This window comes from Nocardia sp. NPDC050412, assembly GCF_044458825.1.
GTDB lineage: Bacteria > Actinomycetota > Actinomycetes > Mycobacteriales > Mycobacteriaceae > Nocardia.
In genome coordinates this window covers 208,993-224,907 of sequence record NZ_JBITIJ010000011.1, presented here as the reverse complement: position 1 = coordinate 224,907, position 15,915 = coordinate 208,993, and the positions used below count along the sequence as shown (strand labels likewise).

Here is a 15,915-nt window from a genome sequence, read left to right as displayed (position 1 = left end):
GCGTGCCACAGTAACGATCTTCGGGTGGAAGGCGTCTGTGGTGACGGAAGCAAAAGAACGACATAGACAGGTGGGGGACGCCCCCGGTTCGGACGGCAAGCGCTGGCTCGCCCTCTATGTGTTGTGTGGCGGCATGCTCATGATCGTGCTCGATGCGACGATCGTGAATGTCGCGCTGGCGGATATCCAGACCGACCTCGGCTTCACCGCATCGGGTCTGGCCTGGGTGGTGAACGGATATCTGATCTCCTTCGGCGGCCTGCTCATGCTGGCCGGCCGACTCGGTGACCTCATCGGTCGCCGCACCATGTTCCTGTCGGGTCTGGTGGTCTTCACCCTGGCCTCGGCGCTGTGTGGCGCGGCCGTCAACGAGGTGACACTCATCGCGGCCCGCTTCCTGCAGGGCATCGGCGGCGCCATGACCTCGGCGGTCATCCTCGGCATGATCTTCGCGATGTTCCCGGATCCGCGCGAGCAGGCCAAGGCGATCGGTCGCTATGCCTTCGTCGCGTCGGCCGGTGGTGCGATCGGCCTGCTGCTCGGCGGTTTCCTGACCGCCCTGGACTGGCGGCTGATCTTCCTGGTCAACTTGCCGATCGGTATCACGGTCGGCCTCGGCGCGCTGAAGATCCTGGACAAGGACAAGGGTGCCGGATTGAAGGATGGCGCGGATGTGCCCGGCGCCGTACTGATCACGGCGGCGCTGATGCTCGGCGTCTACACGATCGTCAAGCCGGCGGCCGAATACGGCTGGACCGATCCGGTCACACTGGGTCTGGGAGCGGCCGCGCTGGTACTGCTCGCCGGATTCATCGCGCGGGAGGCGACGGCGGCCACCCCGCTGATGCCGCTGAAGATCTTCCGCTCGCGGAATCTGTCCGGTGCCAATGTGATCCAGGTGCTGACCGTGGCCGGCATGTTCGGCATGTTCTTCATGGGTTCGCTGTACTTGAAGCAGGTGCTCGGCTATTCGCCGATCCAACTCGGCACGGCCTTCTTCCCGGTCGCGGCGATCATGGGTCTGCTGTCGGTGCGCTATTCCGAACATCTGGTGATGCGCTTCGGCGCCCGCAGGGTGCTGATTCCCGGTCTGCTGTTGATTCTCGTCGCGCTGCTCTGGCTGACCCAGGCGCCGGTGGACGGCAACTACTGGCTCAACATCTTCGGGCCGATGGTGCTGTTCGGCACCGGTGCGGGTCTGGCCTTCCCGTCGCTGATGAATCTGGCGATGTCGGGGGTCGAGCCGCAGGAGGCCGGTCTGGCCTCGGGTCTGGCCAACACCACCATGCAGGTCGGTGGCGCGCTCGGTCTGGCGGTGCTCGCCACCCTGTCGGCTAGCAAGACCGAACATCTGCTGAAGGACGGTGTCGCGGCAAATGTGGCGCTCACCAATGGATTCCAGCTCGCGTTCTGGATCGGCGTCGCACTGGTGGTCGCCGCGCTGGTCACGGCGGTGGTGGTGCTGAAGTCGGTGCCGGCGCAGCCGCACGACCAACTCGATGACGAGCTGTTGCTCGAGGCCGAGGTGGCCTCCGAACGCACCGTCATCTAGTCCGGAAATACCGAAACGGCCCGGTTCGCGATCTGCGAGCCGGGCCGTTTTCGTGGGCTTACTGCTGCTTCTTGCGCTGAGTCAGCAGGTAGATGCCGCCGACGATCAGGGCGACGATGACCAGGCAGCAGATGCCGCCGATCAGCAGTCCGCTGCTGCTCTTCTTCTTTTTCTTGGCGGCGAACTCTACTGCTGATGCGACGGTGTCGGAGTTGGTCCAGGTGTCCGCGCTCGCCCACACCTGCGGGTCCAGCAGTGCGGTGTTGGTCAGCAGGTCAAGGTACATATGCATCCCCATGGTCGAAGGTACCGGCCTCCTCCCGGGGCCGAATTACCAAGGGTAGCGGGCAAATACGGCAAATGGAACTTTTCCGGACTGCAATCTTTCATATTGAGATACTCGATTCGAGTTCCTCAGCGCGGCTTGACCAATGGGAACGGCAGCGTCTCGCGAATGCTGCGTCCGGTGATCAACATGACGATGCGGTCCACGCCCATTCCCAATCCGCCGGTGGGCGGCATCGCATGCTCGAGCGCCTGCAGAAAGTCCTCGTCGAGCTCCATGGCTTCCGGATCGCCATTGGCCGCCAGCATCGACTGCTCGGTGAGCCTGCGGCGCTGTTCGATCGGATCGGTGAGTTCGCTGTAGGCCGTACCCAATTCGACGCCCCAGGCGACCAGATCCCAGCGCTCGGTCACGCCGGGAATGCTGCGGTGCGCGCGGGTCAGCGGAGAGACCGAGGTGGGGAAGTCGATGTAGAAAGTCGGCTTCTCGGTACGGGATTCGACCAGATGCTCATACATTTCCTGCACGACCTGCCCGGCATCCCAGCCGTGCTGATAGGGCACTTGCGCCTTATCGCAGAGTTCGCGCAGCTCCTCGAGCGTGGTCTGCGGGGTGATCTTGGAGTCGAGTGCCTCCGATACCGCGCCGTGCACGGTCTTCACCGTCCACTCCCCGGAGATGTCCACCTCTTCGAACGAGCCGTCCGGCCTGGGGCGCAGCGCCACCATCGAACCATTGGCCGCCTGCGCCGCGTTCTGGATGAGTAGGCGCGCCAGCTGCATCATCCGCTCGTAATCGGCATGTGCCTCATAGGCTTCCAGGCTGGTGAACTCCGGGTTATGGCTGAAGTCCACACCCTCGTTGCGGAAGTTGCGCCCGATTTCGAAGACCTTCTCCATACCGCCGACGCACAGCCGTTTGAGATACAGCTCGGGCGCGATCCGCAGATACAGGTCCAGATCGTAGGCATTGATATGGGTGAGGAACGGTGTCGCATTGGCACCGCCGTGCACCTTTTGCAGGATCGGCGTCTCGACCTCGAGATATCCCCAGGCGTTCAACGAATCCCGCAGCGAGCGCACCACCGCGGTGCGCTTGCTCAGCATCTCGCGGACCTCCGGATTGATCGCCATATCGACGTAGCGCTGACGCACCCTGGCCTCGGGATCGGCCAGTCCCTTCCATTTGTCCGGCAGCGGATGCAGGCATTTGCCGATCATCCGCCAGTCCGCGGCCAGCAGCGAAAGTTCGCCGCGGCGGCTGTGCCCGATCTGGCCACTGACCTCGATGAGGTCACCGAGATCGAAGAATTCGCCGAATTCGGCGCTGCGTTCGGCACCGACCCGATCGCGGTCGATGACCAGCTGGATATCGTCGGTCCAGTCCCGGACCACCGCGAAGATCACCCCGCCGTAATCGCGAATGCGCAACAGTCGGCCACAGACCCGCACCGTGGTGCCGCGCGGTGAACGACGCGCCGCCGCGACGGCATGCGTCGGGGGATAGGCGACCGGATAGGCATCGACACCGGCGGCCGCTAGCCGGTCGAGCTTGTCCATGCGCACCCGCACCTGTTCCGGGCGGCGTGGAAGCAGTTCCACACCAACGTTATCCGGCAGATCCGGCGGACTGCCGTCGGCGTGCAGTCCGGTGATGCCCGCGGGTACCGCACTGTGCAGACCGGTGTGGGTAATGGTTTCGGGTTCCTTACCGAAGCGCGGTAGGAAGCCCTCGGCGAGCGCACTGGCCATGGCCACCCGTGGTAGTTGCCTGCGATCCTCGAACAGGAAGAACCGGGGCACCCAGTACGGCTGATACTTCACATTCGACCGGTACAGTGCCTCCAACTGCCACCAGCGTGAAAAGAACAGCAACACGCCGCGCCACAGCCGCAGCACCGGTCCGGCGCCGATGCGGCCGCCCTCCTCGAAGACCGAGCGGAAGACCGCGAAGTTCAGTGAAACCTTGGTGATGCCATGCTGTTCCGAGGTCAGCGCGAGCTGGGAGATCATCAGCTCCATGACACCGTTGGGGCCGTGTGGATCTCGGCGCATCAGCTCGAGTGACGCGCCGGTGCGTCCCCACGGCACCAGCGAGAGCATGCCGAGCACCCGCTCCTGGGAATTCACCGCTTCGACGAGCAGGCAGTCGCCGTCCAGCGGATCGCCGAGGCGTCCGAGCGCCATGGAGAAGCCGCGCTCGGTTTCGGTATCGCGCCAGGCATCCGCACGGGCGATCACCTGCCGGAATTCCGCGGCCGGAATATCGCGATGGCGGCGGATGCGCACGGTGATCCCGTGTTTGCGCAACCGGTTCGCGGCCTGACGGACCTGCTTCATCTCCGGGCCCGCGAGCGAGAAGGTCCTGGTGTCGAGAATGGCCTCGTCACCGAGGCGCAGCGCCGAAAGTCCGGCCCGTCGGTACGCCGTCGCACCGAGCTCGCTCGCGCCCATGACCGCTGGGGCCCAACCGAATTGGTCGGCCAGCCGCAGCCACGCATCGATCGCCTGCGGCCACGACTCGCGAATACCGACCGGATCGCCACTGGCGAGGCACACGCCCAATTCGACGCGATAGGTGAGCGCCGCCTTGCCGCTCGACGCGAAGACCACCGCCTTATCGCGCCGGGTCGCGAAGTAGCCGAGCGAATCCTCGACATCGGAGCGTTCCAGCAGACCGCGGATCGCGGATTCGTCGGTGCCGGTCATCGCGTTGCCCGCACGTTGCGAGCGCAGCAGGATGACCACCGCGGCCAATAGGGCGATGGCGCCGAACAGGCCGAGCAGGAAGTTGACGAACGGGCGCGGATGGCCGTCGAAATGTTCGTTGTCCACCAGCACCGCGGCCGTCACCCGATAGATCGACCACAGCGGCCGCTGCACGCCTCGGGGCAGCGAACCGGGGAGCAACTCCACCAGACCCCAGCCGAGCAGACAGCCGACCGCGAGACCGCCTGCCAGTACGCCCAACGCCTTCCAGCCCGCCCCCGGGCGCACCTTTGTGTAGAACTCCCGCCAGGACGCGAGCAGCACGCCGATCGCGGCGATCTGTACCACCGCGGCCACCAGTGCGTGCATATTGGCCTCGTCGGCGAATTCGAGCACATTCGCGAGGGCGTAGAGCGCTATATAGCCGAGCAGCAACCACCAGGCGATGCGCTTGCGGCTGGCCGTCGCCCCCGCGAGCAACCCGACCACCAGCGCCCACACGAGGCTGGTATCCGGTGCGTCGAAGTAGTACAGGTCGATGTAGCGCCGCGGCACATGCGTCAGATATCGCAGTCCGGGCGAGAGGCTCCACAGGAAGCAGAGCACGGCGAAGACACCCAGGAGCAGACCCGCGATATGCGGGACCTCCCGCAGCCGTCCGTGTCCGCGATGCGGAACCGGTGGTGCCGATCTTTCCGGGGGTGCTTCGGTGTCGATGCGTTGCCCGGCGTGCGTGGTTGTCACAGCACCAGTGTGTACGGTGCCGCGGTAGTGGTGCTCGAAGACCACCCGGGCATGTCGGTTATCGGCGAGTCATTCATGAGTGTCGGGTCGTGTGGGCGGGGGGTTGGATTTCCGGTTCGACGGCAACGGAGTAAGGATGTATCCCATGTCCGATGCAGTCGATGTACCAATCGATGACGACGTCATTCGACTCGGTCAGTTCCTCAAGCTGGCCAATCTGATCGATTCCGGATCGGAGGCCAAGACCGTGATCGCCGCGGGTCTGGTACGGGTGAACGAGGAGGTGGAACTGCGTCGCGGACGGCAATTGCATATCGGCGACATTGTGGCCATCGCCGGTCATAAGGCCAGGGTGGCAGCGGTCTAGTCGCTCGGGCTCAAGCACGGACCACGATGCCGTCGTGGTCGCTGTAGAGCATATGGCCGGGCACGAACGTCACACCGCCGAATTCGACCGGGATATCGCGCTCGCCGGAGCCGGTCTGGGTGCTCTTGCGCGGGTTGGTGCCGAGTGCCTTGATGCCGATATCGAGCGTGCGCAGGATGGCCGAGTCGCGCACCGCACCGTTGACGATGACGCCGGACCAGCCGTTGGCCACACCGCGTCCGGCGATGATGTCGCCGACCAATGCGGTGTGCACGCTGGCGCCGCCGTCGACGACTAGCACGCCGCCGTTGCCCGGCTCGCTCAGCGTTTGCTTGACCAGCAGGTTGTCTTGGAAGCAGCGGATCGTGGTGATGCGCCCGGAGAACTCCGCGCGCCCGCCGAACTGGATGAACTGCGTATCGCAGCTACGGATTTCGGGGCCGATCTCGTCGGCGAGGTCCGCGGTAGCAATGGTGTCCACTGTGACATTCTGCCGCGCCTTCGGCGCGGCGTGTTCGCGGCCCCCTGGTGTCTGCGAACGGTCGCTCGTAAGACTCGCTCCGTCGTGGTCGAGTGGGTGACGATGGTCGGCATTCACCGGCGCGCCCGCTGCAAACCCGGTCGCTAGCGATGCCCGTAATGCATCTGGTACTTGATTCGCTCGGTTTCGCGCATCTTGTTGTGGTTGATCCATTGCGGGTCGAGGCCGTGCTGCCTCATCCGGTAGCGGCGCCAGACATAGCTGCGCGCCACGGTGAACACGACCAGCGGCACGACCATCATGATGATCACGCCGATCTTCAATGCGATCGGCCCGGGGAACAGCAGCGGGACCAGCAAGAGCGGGATGAATGGAACGATGAACCGGACGAGATAGCGCACCTCGGCCCCGTGCCCGACGAGGTCGTGGATGACCCACTCGTGCAGCTCCTCGGGGAGCTCGCGGCCGAGATCGTAAGAGATCCGCTGGCCTATCGTGGGGCGTTTCATATGTTCAGGCTATGCCTGTGAGATGCGTCATCGCCAGGTTCGGCGAATATTCGGCAGCCGGAATCAAGCGCGACCGTGGCGGCGTTCGTAGGCCCGCCGCTCGGTCTCCACGCGCTTGCTGGACGCGGCGTCGGCCAGCGCTGGATCGAGGCCGTGCTTGACCAGACGCGCCCTGCGATACACATACATCAGCGCCGCGGTGAAATAGATCAGCGGCAGATACAACAGGGCCATCATCGCCAGGCCCATCCATTTCGGTCCGGGTACCAGCAGGAACAGGCTCAGTACCGGAATCATCGGGATGAGCAAGCGCATCAGATAGCGACGTGCCGCACCGGGGCCGGTCAGATCCTCGAGCACCCACGCCGACATCGACTCCGGCAGCGTGCGCCCGCAGATGTAGGCGATGCGCTGCGCGAATGTTGGTGTCGTTCGGTCGACCATAGTGCCAAGCATCCTCCGGGCGGACCGGCTCGGACAAGTTCTGGCTAGCCCTGCCTGCTGGCGTGGAATTCGGCGATCTGGGTGGTCAGGTTGTGTGTGGAGTGTTTGACGGCGAGCTTCACGAACGGCTCGATGGTCTTGCCGAGCACCTTGCCCGCGATCCCGCCCGGCACGCGATAGTCGACGATCGCGTCGACCGTGCAACTGTCGGTCCCCTTGGCGTGGAACAGGAAGGTGGATTCGATCTCGAAACCCTTGATCGACTTCACCGCGATCGCGTAGTTCTCCTCCCACCGCACGACCTGCAGGCGCGAATGCAGCGCGGCGGGACCGAGTTTGATGGTGCCGTCGAAGGTCGCTCCGACACCCTCGACCTGCTCGGTGATCGGTGTGAAGTCCTGTACCTCGGTGATGAAACGCGACAGATTCCGGTAGTCGTTGACATACGCGAAGGCTGTTTCGGCCGATGCCGCACAGTCTTCGATGATCTTCACCTCGGTCATGGCACAACTGTAACGGGTTGCTATCGGCCCGGCAGCAGGTGCTTGCATTTGCAAGCGTCAAGCGGTGACCGCCAGGGTAGCCGCCAGTCCGAAGGCCACGGACATCACCGCCACCTCGATGATCGCCCGACGCAGTGAGGATTCCGCAGGCATTCGATGTCCCGTCGCCTGCGGAACCCAGCTCCGTCGCCACCACCAGCCCAGCGCCAGCAATCCAACCAGCACAAGGGTTTTCGCCAGCAGAATGCGGCCGTAGCCGGTCGTCACGAACGGGGCGATTCCGCCGACCCGCACCAACCCGTTGACCAGGCCGGTGACCGTGACGATGCCGACCAGCGGCAGCGCCACCGCCGAATACCGGGGCAGCGTCACCGCCCACTCACCCCGGGCGCGCACTACCAGTGCCAGCGCGACCAACAGCCCGAACCAGGACGCCGCCGCCAGCGCGTGCACCGCCGCGAGCACCGAGCCGAACGGCTGCTGTGACATATGCCCGGTGATCGGCCGCAGCGCTAACGCCACTGCGGTGAAGACCAACACCAGATCCGCCGATGCGGTCTCCGGTCGTCGGAACGCGATCGCCGAATAGCAGGCGACCGCACCACTGCCGATCAGTACCGCGATGCCGACCTGACCGGCGCTGATCTCCACCAGGAAATTGCCGAACTGCCTAGCGCTGAGCGTGCCGACGGGCACTCCGACGACGGCCGCCGCTTCGAAGACGAGCACCATGAATTCGGTGACACACCAGATCCCGGCCAGTACCGCGAGCACCCGCCACGGTGGCCGCAGCCGATCGTGCAGCCGGGGCAGTGCGGCCAGCCCGAGCACGGTCGCCCCGGTGCAGTCCGCCAGCACCCGGACGATGCTCTCGGACTGTGCGGGGGCCGGGACGGCCAGGATCAGCGCGAGCGCCACCCCCAGCAGCCCGGCCGGGACGACCAGCAGCAGAGCTTGCGCGTTTCCGCCGCCGGTCGTCGGCTGCACCTTGTTCACCCGCGTGCTCTTCTCACCGCTGCGATTTGCGGCTCCTGCCGCCGAACAGGGCGAATGCCAGCCCACCGCCGAACAGGACGACCGCGCCGATGATGAAGACCCACAGCGGAATTCCGTCGGAATCGCCACCTCCGCCGGAGTTGTTCTGGGCGTTGGCCTTCGGGCCCGGGGTTCCGTTGCCCGCCTTGGTGAGGGTGAAGGTCCGCTCACCCTTGACCGGGTGGCCGTCGGCGGAGGTGACTCGGTAGCCGATCTTGTAGACGCCGGTCGGGCCGAGTTCGCCGACGGCGACGCTCACGGTCGGGCCGTCCACCTTCGGGTCGCCCTTGGACCACAGATTCCCGTCCGGCCCCACCACGGTGAGTGCTGGAAAGCCTTCCTGCAGTGGTTCGTTGAAGGTGATGCTCACCCGCTCCGGACCGGTTTCGATACTCGCGCCGTCGGCGGGCACGCTGCTGACCGGCGTGGAATGGGCCGCCGCCGTTCCAGCCGCGAGCGCGCCCATGCCGAGGAAGAGCACCCCCGCGACCAACCCGCCGACCATGCGACGCAGGGCGGTGCCACTCATGCCCGGCGTCCGCGGATCACATTGCCGAGACCGAGCGCGACGCCGAGCAGGCCGAGTGCGAGACCGATGCCGCCGAGCCAGCGCGCGGTGTTGTCGGTGTCCTTCGATTGCTCCGAGGCGGCGGCCGAACTGCCGACGTGGTGGCCGTCATGGCCGTCGCCGGTGGCCGCCGCGAGGGTCAGCGTCGGTGCCGGATGTTCGGGTTCGGAACCGTCCGCGCCCATGGGCTGATCCCACTTGACGACCTTGCCGTCGCTGTAGGTCTGAGTTGCCGGGAAGCTGACCTCGTTCTGGGTCGGCAGCGGTCCGACCGAGAGGACGAAGCGCTGGAACTGGCCCGGGCGCACACCGGGCGTGCCGGGATCAGCGGTCCAGGTGACCGAGGTGGCCTCGGCCTTGTCATTGCGGTCGACCTTGGAGTTCCAACCCGGAATGGGTTCGGTGCGGGCGCTCTTGAGATTGGGCAGGGCGACGGTGAGGGCCGTGGTGTTCGCGGTCTCCGATTCGGTCGGCACCTTGAAGGTGATCACCGAGTAGTCGCCCTGCGTCGCGCCGGGTGCGTCGGCGGTGACGTGTGCGGAGGCGGTGCCGCCCGCGAGGAGAACGAAGCCGGCGGCGGCCACGGCCGTGCAGGCGCGCGTGATCTGCGTACGCATGGGTGAAGTGCTTTCTGTCCGAAGGGGTTTGGGTGTGGCGGATCAGGCCGACACCGGAGGCGCGCGCGGACCGATCGCGCCGTTCGGATGAAAGCGGTAGGGCCGCGGAACTGGATCGGACCAGCGAACCGGGCGGGTGAGCACGAGCGGTGATCCGGTGGCGGAAACCGCGCGAATGACGCTGGATGCCATTCCGTAGAGCCGCTCGGCCAACAGGATCAGCGCGACGCAGCCGAGCGTTGCGCTCGAGTGCGCCAACAACATCCAGCCGGTGGGCAGATACCGGTCGACTTGCGGTGCGGCGGCGTGGGTGTGGGTGTGGTCGATCAGCCCGGATAGCACCGCATGCCCGGCGAGCTGTCCGAGCGCGAGCGGACCGAGTACGGCCCAACGGCCGTCGGTGCCCTGCCACAGTCGCCCCGCGGCCCAACCCGTCAACGCCGAAACAAGCAGCAGCAGTGCGGATTCGGCCGAATCCGGAAATCCACCACCCGCCGCACCGTGTGCGGCGATGGCGAGCGCACCGACTGTGCCGCCGACCAGACAGCCACGCGGGCTGCCGGAGGGCTGGCCGGGAGACATCGGGTGGATCAGCTGACGCCGAGGCGCGCCAAGACGTCCGCCTCGATACCGGACAGCTCGCTCGAAATCGACGCGTGTACGGCGCGACGGCGCGGCGCGGGCATCTGTTCCGCGGTCCGAATCGCGGCGGTCAGATTGCCGAGTCGATCCTGGGTTGCGGCGACGAATTTCTGGGTCTCGCCCTTGCCCGCCTTGTCGCTGGACTGCGTGCCGATCTTGTCGAGGGCGGCTTCGGTATTGGAGATCCGCGCCTGCAGCTGACCGCCGTGACCGCTGAAGTCACCGAGCTGTTCGACGCCGATGCCGAGCTGATGCGCCCGACGGGTATCGATCCGGCCGCGGATATAGGTCGCGGCACGGTAGGCCAGCGGTGCGAGTACGGGCACCAGCACCCGAGCCACACCGAGGTACTTGCGGACCTGGCTCGCGGTGAACGGATCCCGCTCGGCCTTGGCCGCCACCTTGAGTGCTGCCTTCTCCTCCGCCTGCAATGCGGCGATCTGCGCCTTGGCGACCTTGCTCTGGGTGCGGGCCTCCGCGCGGCGGGCCTTGCGGTCGTTCCTGGCGCCGAGTTTCGCTTCCATGGCGGCCTTGTGCTTGAGGGCCTTCGCCTCGGCCCTGCGGCTCGGCCGCCGCTTGCGCTTCGTGAACAACCCCATCGAGGCCCTCCTGTGTCGAATTTGCCGCGCCTGCGGCCCGGCGTGTTCGCGGTCCCCCGGTGTCTCGCGGCCGACCCTTTCGAGCGACCTGCAAGCAGTCGCTAGCGGCGCGGTCGAGACTCGCGACTTCGTCGCGTGCGCTTCGACCGCTCGACCGCGAGACGGGCCGCGAACGTCGCTCGTAAGACTCGCTCCGAACGGGCTGCGTTGATTCCGAACGGGCTGCGTTGATATTGAATCATCTCGCTGCTCGTCTACCGGGCACAGGTCTACCACGCCGCTCACCGGTGTACCACGCGACTCAATGGCTGCTGTGCGACTCGGGGGCCGACCACGTCATGCGATCACAGAGTTGTCAGGGGTCTGGACCATACTGCGTATGTGTATTCGGGCAGCGGTGACCGCGAGGGTCGCAATCACGAAGGCGTAGCCGACGAGCGGCAGACCGAGTTGAATACTGCGCCGATGCCCGCCGAGCCGACCGCATTCGTCGATGCCAGAGCGTTGATCGGGTGTCGGCACCGCTTGCATTTGAACGCCGCCAATCCGGACCTGCTGACCGGGGTGATCGAGGATGCCGGGGTCCGTCAGCGCCGGGATGCCGCGACCGCGCATCGCGCCAGGGTGCGTCAAGCGCTGATCGCCGCGGATCCGGACAACTGGGTGGTGATCGATCCGACGTTACGCGCCGGGGAGCGGGCCGCGGCCACCATGCGCGCGTGTGCCGAAGGCGCGCAACACATCTGGGGCGGACTGCTGCCGCAGGAGCCGGATACCGGCCGCCGCGGCGGCTCGGAAATCCTGCTGCGTGACCGTGATCGCGGCGGCTACATCCCGGTGATCGTGGTCAATCACAAGGTCACCGATCCGCGGCAACCCGAACCGGCCGATTTCCACCCCACCACCTCGGACCCGTATCACTGGGATCCGCAACCGGACCCGCATCGCAAACTGCGCCCGCAGCCCCGCGATCAACAGCGGCTCGCGCATCTGTACCGGATGCTGCAGCGGCACGGTCTGGCCAGTCCGGCGCTGGTCGGCGGCGTGATCGGCTACCACTTCGACCGCATCCTGGTGCACGATCTCGGCCCGCTGCTCGCCGATTACGACCGGCGCTATGCCGATCGAATCGCGGTGGTGCGCGGGGAATTGCCGACGGTTCCGTCGAAGGTGCCCGAATGCCGCCAGTGCCCGTGGTGGACGCGCAAAGCACCCGCCGATGAGGCGCGGGTCGCGGGTCAGAGCTGTGAGGGCTGGCTGACCGAACATCGGGACGTGAGCCTGGTCGCGCCCGGTTCCCGCGCCGAGGTGTTGCGCGGCCACGGCGTCGAGACCATCGACGATCTGGCCGCCTGGGTCGGCGACGATCCGGAGGACTGGCAGCACGGCCCCTTCGATGAGGCCGTGGTGACCGCACGTGCCTGGCTCGCGGGTGCACCGCTGGTGCGCCGGGTCGAGCGGGTCTGGGTGCGCCGGGCCGATGTCGAGGTGGATGTCGATCTGGAGAGCTTCCAGGAGTACGGCGCATACCTGTGGGGCACGCTGCTCGACGGCGTGTACCGCCCGTTCGTCACCTGGGATCCGCTGCCCACCGAGGATGAGGGCCGCTCCTTCGGCGAATTCTGGACCTGGCTGATGACCGTCCGCGCCGAGGCCATCGCGGCCGGGAAAACCTTTGCCGCGTACTGCTATTCGCGCACCGCAGAGGACAAATGGCTCTACGAATCGGCGCGCCGGTTCGCGGGTCGGCCCGGGGTGCCGACGGTCGAGCAGGTGCGCGCCTTCGTCGACGGACCACAGTGGGTGGATATGTTCCAGGCCGTCTCCGATCAGTTCATCTGCCCGAACGGCAAGGGACTCAAGAAGATCGCGCCGGTGGCCGGCTTCTCCTGGCGCGATCCGGAGGCGGGCGGGGAGGCGTCGATGAGCTGGTATCGGCTGGCCGTCGGCTACGAGGGCGAACCCGATCATGGTCAGCGCACCCGGCTGCTCGAGTACAACGAGGACGATGTGCGGGCCACCATGGTGCTGCGCGAATGGATGCATCCACGCCCTACGCGCTCCGATGATCCCCATCGCGCCGACGTCGAGGTACCCGGCTTGGCCGACTTCGGGCAGATGTCGGCGATGTCGGATAGGCGCGGCGGTACCATCGCGACGTGACAGAGCACGTCGAACAACTCGAGTTCCAGGCAGAAACCCATCAGCTCCTCGAGCTGATGATCCATTCGGTCTACTCCAACAAGGACACGTTCCTGCGGGAGCTGATCTCGAACGCCTCCGACGCGCTGGACAAGCTGCGGCTGGAGTCCTTCCGCGATAAGGATCTGCACGTCGATACCGCCGATCTGCATATCGAGCTGGCGGTCGACAAGGACAATCGGATCCTGACGGTCAGGGATAACGGTATCGGCATGTCCCGCGCCGAGGTGGTCGATCTGATCGGCACACTCGCCAAATCCGGCACCGCGGAGCTGCGTAAGAAGCTGAACGAGGCCAAATCCGAGGCGGCCGCCGAGGAGCTGATCGGCCAGTTCGGCATCGGCTTCTATTCGACCTTCATGGTCGCCGACAAGGTCACCCTGACCACCCGCAAGGCGGGCGAGACCGAGGGCACCCGCTGGGAGTCGGCCGCGGGCAGCTCGACCTACACCATCGAAACCCTCGACGAGGCCCCGCAGGGCACCACCGTATCGCTGCATCTCAAGACCCCGGACGAGGAGGACCATCTCTTCGACTACACCCTGGAGTGGAAGCTCCGCGAGATCGTCAAGAAGTACTCCGACTTCATCGCCTGGCCGATCCGCATGCAGGTCGAGCGGACCGTCACCGAGGGTGAGGGTGAGGAGAAGACCGAGAAGACGATTCTCGAGGAGCAGACCCTCAACTCCATGAAGGCGCTGTGGACGCGCCCGAAGAGCGAGGTCAGCGACGAGGAGTACAAGGAGTTCTACAAGCACGTCAGCCACGGCTGGGACGATCCGCTGGAGATCATCCCGATGAAGGCCGAGGGCACCTTCGAGTACCAGGCGCTGCTGTTCGTTCCCTCGCACGCGCCCTTCGATCTGTTCACCCGCGAGCACAAGCGCGGCGTGCAGCTCTACGTCAAGCGGGTGTTCATCATGGACAACTGCGAAGAGCTGATGCCGGAATACCTGCGTTTCGTCAAGGGGGTGGTGGACGCGCAGGATCTGTCGCTCAATGTCTCCCGCGAGATCCTGCAGCAGGACCGGCAGATCCAGATGATCCGCAAGCGCCTGGTGAAGAAGGTGCTCTCGACGGTCAAGGAACTGCAGGGTGCGGAAGATCAGGAGAAGTACCAGACGTTCTGGAAGGAGTTCGGGCGCGTCCTCAAGGAGGGCCTGCTCTCGGACTTCGACAACCGCGAGACGCTGCTGCAGGTTTCCTCGTTCGCTTCGACCAACTCCGAGGAAGAACTGACCTCCCTCGCCGCCTACGTGGAGCGGATGAAGGACGGTCAGGACGCCATCTACTACATGACCGGCGAGACCCGTCAGCAGGTCGAAAGCTCCCCGCATATGGAGGCCTTCAAAGCCAAGGGCCGCGAGGTGCTGATCCTGACCGATCCGGTCGACGAGATGTGGGTCGGTTCGGTCACCGAATTCGACGGCAAGCCCTTGCAGTCCATTGCCAAGGGCGAAGTCGATCTGGAGACCGAGGAGGAGAAGAAGGCCACCGAATCGCTGCGCGAACAGCAGGACAAGGACTTCGCCGAAGTGCTCGGCTGGCTCGGCAAGACCCTGGACAACGTCAAGGAGGTGCGCCTGACCAACCGGCTCACCACCTCGCCGGCCTGCCTCGTCGGTGATGTCTTCGACTTCACCCCGATGCTGGAGCGCATGTACCGGGCCTCTGGTCAGCTGGTGCCCGCGTCCAAGCGAATCCTCGAGCTCAACCCGACCCACCCGTTGGTCACCGGCCTGCGCGACGCCTATGACACCCGCAAGGACGACGCCGACGCGGGTAAGGTGCCCGAACTCACCGAGACCGCCGAATTGCTCTACGGCACAGCGGTTCTCGCCGAGGGTGGGGAACTCGAGGATCCGGCCCGCTTCGCCCAGATCCTCACCGAGCGCCTGACCCGCACGCTCTGAAGGTCGATCTGCCAGGAATGGGGGAGACATAACCAGTGAGCGGCTCACATAGGTTCCCAACCTGTGTGAGCCGCTCCCTAGGTCTGCGACGACCCGCCAGGTTGTCGGACGAGACAACTGATTTCCATGGCACATGGGGGTAACTCATCGGGGACGGGCTAAGCCCTGCACCGATTCACCGCTGGGCGCCAACGCGACTATCGTGGCACTTGATCTGGCTTGAATATGCGGGGAGGCGGGCTAGCTAACGTGCCGAATGCGAACGGACCGGTCATCCGGGCCGCACGTGCCGATGACTACGACGCCATCGCCACCGTTATCGATGACTGGTGGGGGCGCTCGGTGTTATCGCATCTGCCCAGATTGTTCCTCGATCATTTCTACCGGACCAGCCTGGTCGCCGAGGTGCCCGGCGCCGGACGGCGGGAACCGACCGACTGGCTGGCGGGCTTTCTGATCGGGTTCCTCTCGCCGTCGGAATCCGATGAGGCCTACATCCACTTCGTCGGCGTCGATCCGCAGTCTCGCAAGAGCGGTCTCGCGCGCGAGCTCTATGAGCGGTTCTTCGCGATAGCCCGGGCGAATGACCGCCATATCGTGAAAGCGATCACCTCGCCCGGCAATGACGCGTCGATCGGCTTCCACCGGCATCTGGGCTTCACGGTCGTCGGACCGGTGCGCGACTACAACGGACCAGGGCATCATCTGATCACCTTCGAACGCAAGATCTGATCTGCTTCGCGCA

Annotated in this window: 16 protein-coding genes; 5 read left to right on the top strand and 11 right to left on the bottom strand. The window is 65.6% G+C overall.

The window, feature by feature from the left end; genetic code table 11:
- Positions 1-40: 40 nt before the first annotated feature.
- Entirely contained in the window at positions 41-1,552 is a 1,512-nt protein-coding gene (locus ACIBI6_RS29030) for an MFS transporter (RefSeq protein ID WP_364350925.1), read from the top strand.
- A 58-nt stretch (positions 1,553-1,610) separates the two neighbouring features.
- Here ACIBI6_RS29030 and ACIBI6_RS29025 read toward each other — a convergent pair whose 3' ends face one another.
- Together ACIBI6_RS29025 and lysX are read right to left on the bottom strand one after the other, a co-directional pair.
- A complete protein-coding gene (locus ACIBI6_RS29025; RefSeq protein WP_364350928.1) occupies positions 1,611-1,838 on the bottom strand; it encodes a hypothetical protein in 228 nt (75 codons plus the stop codon).
- Between the two features lie 128 nt (positions 1,839-1,966).
- A complete protein-coding gene (lysX, locus tag ACIBI6_RS29020; protein WP_364351133.1) occupies positions 1,967-5,263 on the bottom strand; it encodes a bifunctional lysylphosphatidylglycerol synthetase/lysine--tRNA ligase LysX in 3,297 nt (1,098 codons plus the stop codon).
- 172 nt (positions 5,264-5,435) lie between these two features.
- On the opposite strand from lysX, the gene ACIBI6_RS29015 reads away from it, so the two are divergent.
- Positions 5,436-5,657: an RNA-binding S4 domain-containing protein gene (locus ACIBI6_RS29015; protein ID WP_364350931.1), complete on the top strand. Its 222-nt coding sequence runs from the start codon at positions 5,436-5,438 to the stop codon at positions 5,655-5,657.
- 10 nt (positions 5,658-5,667) lie between these two features.
- Here ACIBI6_RS29015 and rraA read toward each other — a convergent pair whose 3' ends face one another.
- From rraA to ACIBI6_RS28970, 9 genes are all read right to left on the bottom strand, one after another.
- Complete coding sequence (rraA, locus tag ACIBI6_RS29010) at positions 5,668-6,138, bottom strand: ribonuclease E activity regulator RraA (protein ID WP_396958459.1); 471 nt, start codon at positions 6,136-6,138, stop codon at positions 5,668-5,670.
- 143 nt (positions 6,139-6,281) lie between these two features.
- Positions 6,282-6,647, bottom strand: coding sequence for a DUF5313 family protein (locus ACIBI6_RS29005; protein ID WP_364350934.1), 366 nt, complete (start codon positions 6,645-6,647; stop codon positions 6,282-6,284).
- 63 nt (positions 6,648-6,710) lie between these two features.
- Positions 6,711-7,091 carry a DUF5313 family protein gene (locus ACIBI6_RS29000; protein WP_396958457.1) on the bottom strand — a complete coding sequence of 127 codons (381 nt, stop codon included), beginning with the start codon at positions 7,089-7,091 and terminating at the stop codon, positions 6,711-6,713.
- A gap of 44 nt (positions 7,092-7,135) precedes the next feature.
- A complete protein-coding gene (locus tag ACIBI6_RS28995) occupies positions 7,136-7,594 on the bottom strand; it encodes an SRPBCC family protein (RefSeq protein ID WP_357476007.1) in 459 nt (152 codons plus the stop codon).
- Positions 7,595-7,651: 57 nt separating this feature from the next.
- A complete protein-coding gene (locus tag ACIBI6_RS28990) occupies positions 7,652-8,590 on the bottom strand; it encodes a copper resistance D family protein (RefSeq protein WP_396958456.1) in 939 nt (312 codons plus the stop codon).
- A gap of 13 nt (positions 8,591-8,603) precedes the next feature.
- Entirely contained in the window at positions 8,604-9,158 is a 555-nt protein-coding gene (locus tag ACIBI6_RS28985; RefSeq protein WP_396958455.1) for a copper resistance protein CopC, read from the bottom strand.
- Positions 9,155-9,814, bottom strand: coding sequence for a YcnI family protein (locus tag ACIBI6_RS28980; RefSeq protein WP_364350941.1), 660 nt, complete (start codon positions 9,812-9,814; stop codon positions 9,155-9,157). The genes ACIBI6_RS28985 and ACIBI6_RS28980 overlap by 4 nt, the downstream gene beginning before the upstream one ends.
- Before the next feature lie 42 nt (positions 9,815-9,856).
- Positions 9,857-10,396 (bottom strand): hypothetical protein, encoded by a 540-nt coding sequence (locus ACIBI6_RS28975; RefSeq protein WP_396958454.1) that lies wholly within the window; start codon positions 10,394-10,396, stop codon positions 9,857-9,859.
- An 8-nt stretch (positions 10,397-10,404) separates the two neighbouring features.
- On the bottom strand, positions 10,405-11,055 hold the full coding sequence (locus tag ACIBI6_RS28970) for a DUF6474 family protein (RefSeq protein ID WP_396958453.1): 651 nt from the start codon (positions 11,053-11,055) through the stop codon (positions 10,405-10,407).
- 465 nt (positions 11,056-11,520) lie between these two features.
- Between ACIBI6_RS28970 and ACIBI6_RS28965 the strand changes: the two genes are divergently transcribed.
- The 3 genes from ACIBI6_RS28965 to ACIBI6_RS28955 all read left to right on the top strand — a co-directional run bounded on the left by ACIBI6_RS28965 (position 11,521) and on the right by ACIBI6_RS28955 (position 15,902).
- The gene (locus ACIBI6_RS28965; RefSeq protein WP_396958527.1) at positions 11,521-13,218 is read left to right on the top strand and encodes a TM0106 family RecB-like putative nuclease; all 1,698 of its coding nucleotides are present in this window, start codon (positions 11,521-11,523) and stop codon (positions 13,216-13,218) included.
- The gene (gene htpG / locus ACIBI6_RS28960; protein ID WP_364350950.1) at positions 13,215-15,170 is read left to right on the top strand and encodes a molecular chaperone HtpG; all 1,956 of its coding nucleotides are present in this window, start codon (positions 13,215-13,217) and stop codon (positions 15,168-15,170) included. The genes ACIBI6_RS28965 and htpG overlap by 4 nt, the downstream gene beginning before the upstream one ends.
- Positions 15,171-15,419: 249 nt before the next feature.
- On the top strand, positions 15,420-15,902 hold the full coding sequence (locus tag ACIBI6_RS28955) for an N-acetyltransferase (RefSeq protein WP_364350953.1): 483 nt from the start codon (positions 15,420-15,422) through the stop codon (positions 15,900-15,902).
- The last annotated feature ends 13 nt before the right edge of the window (positions 15,903-15,915 follow it).

What these genes read in the sequence shown, in the direction of transcription:
- ACIBI6_RS29025 (WP_364350928.1), bottom strand. Translation starts at nt 1,838, where the DNA reads ATGTACCTTGACCTGCTGACCAACACCGCACTGCTGGACCCGCAGGTG.
- ACIBI6_RS29015 (WP_364350931.1), top strand. Translation starts at nt 5,436, where the DNA reads ATGTCCGATGCAGTCGATGTACCAATCGATGACGACGTCATTCGACTC.
- ACIBI6_RS29005 (WP_364350934.1), bottom strand. Translation starts at nt 6,647, where the DNA reads ATGAAACGCCCCACGATAGGCCAGCGGATCTCTTACGATCTCGGCCGC.
- ACIBI6_RS29000 (WP_396958457.1), bottom strand. Translation starts at nt 7,091, where the DNA reads ATGGTCGACCGAACGACACCAACATTCGCGCAGCGCATCGCCTACATC.
- ACIBI6_RS28995 (WP_357476007.1), bottom strand. Translation starts at nt 7,594, where the DNA reads ATGACCGAGGTGAAGATCATCGAAGACTGTGCGGCATCGGCCGAAACA.
- ACIBI6_RS28985 (WP_396958455.1), bottom strand. Translation starts at nt 9,158, where the DNA reads ATGAGTGGCACCGCCCTGCGTCGCATGGTCGGCGGGTTGGTCGCGGGG.
- ACIBI6_RS28980 (WP_364350941.1), bottom strand. Translation starts at nt 9,814, where the DNA reads ATGCGTACGCAGATCACGCGCGCCTGCACGGCCGTGGCCGCCGCCGGC.
- ACIBI6_RS28975 (WP_396958454.1), bottom strand. Translation starts at nt 10,396, where the DNA reads ATGTCTCCCGGCCAGCCCTCCGGCAGCCCGCGTGGCTGTCTGGTCGGC.
- ACIBI6_RS28970 (WP_396958453.1), bottom strand. Translation starts at nt 11,055, where the DNA reads ATGGGGTTGTTCACGAAGCGCAAGCGGCGGCCGAGCCGCAGGGCCGAG.
- ACIBI6_RS28965 (WP_396958527.1), top strand. Translation starts at nt 11,521, where the DNA reads ATGCCCGCCGAGCCGACCGCATTCGTCGATGCCAGAGCGTTGATCGGG.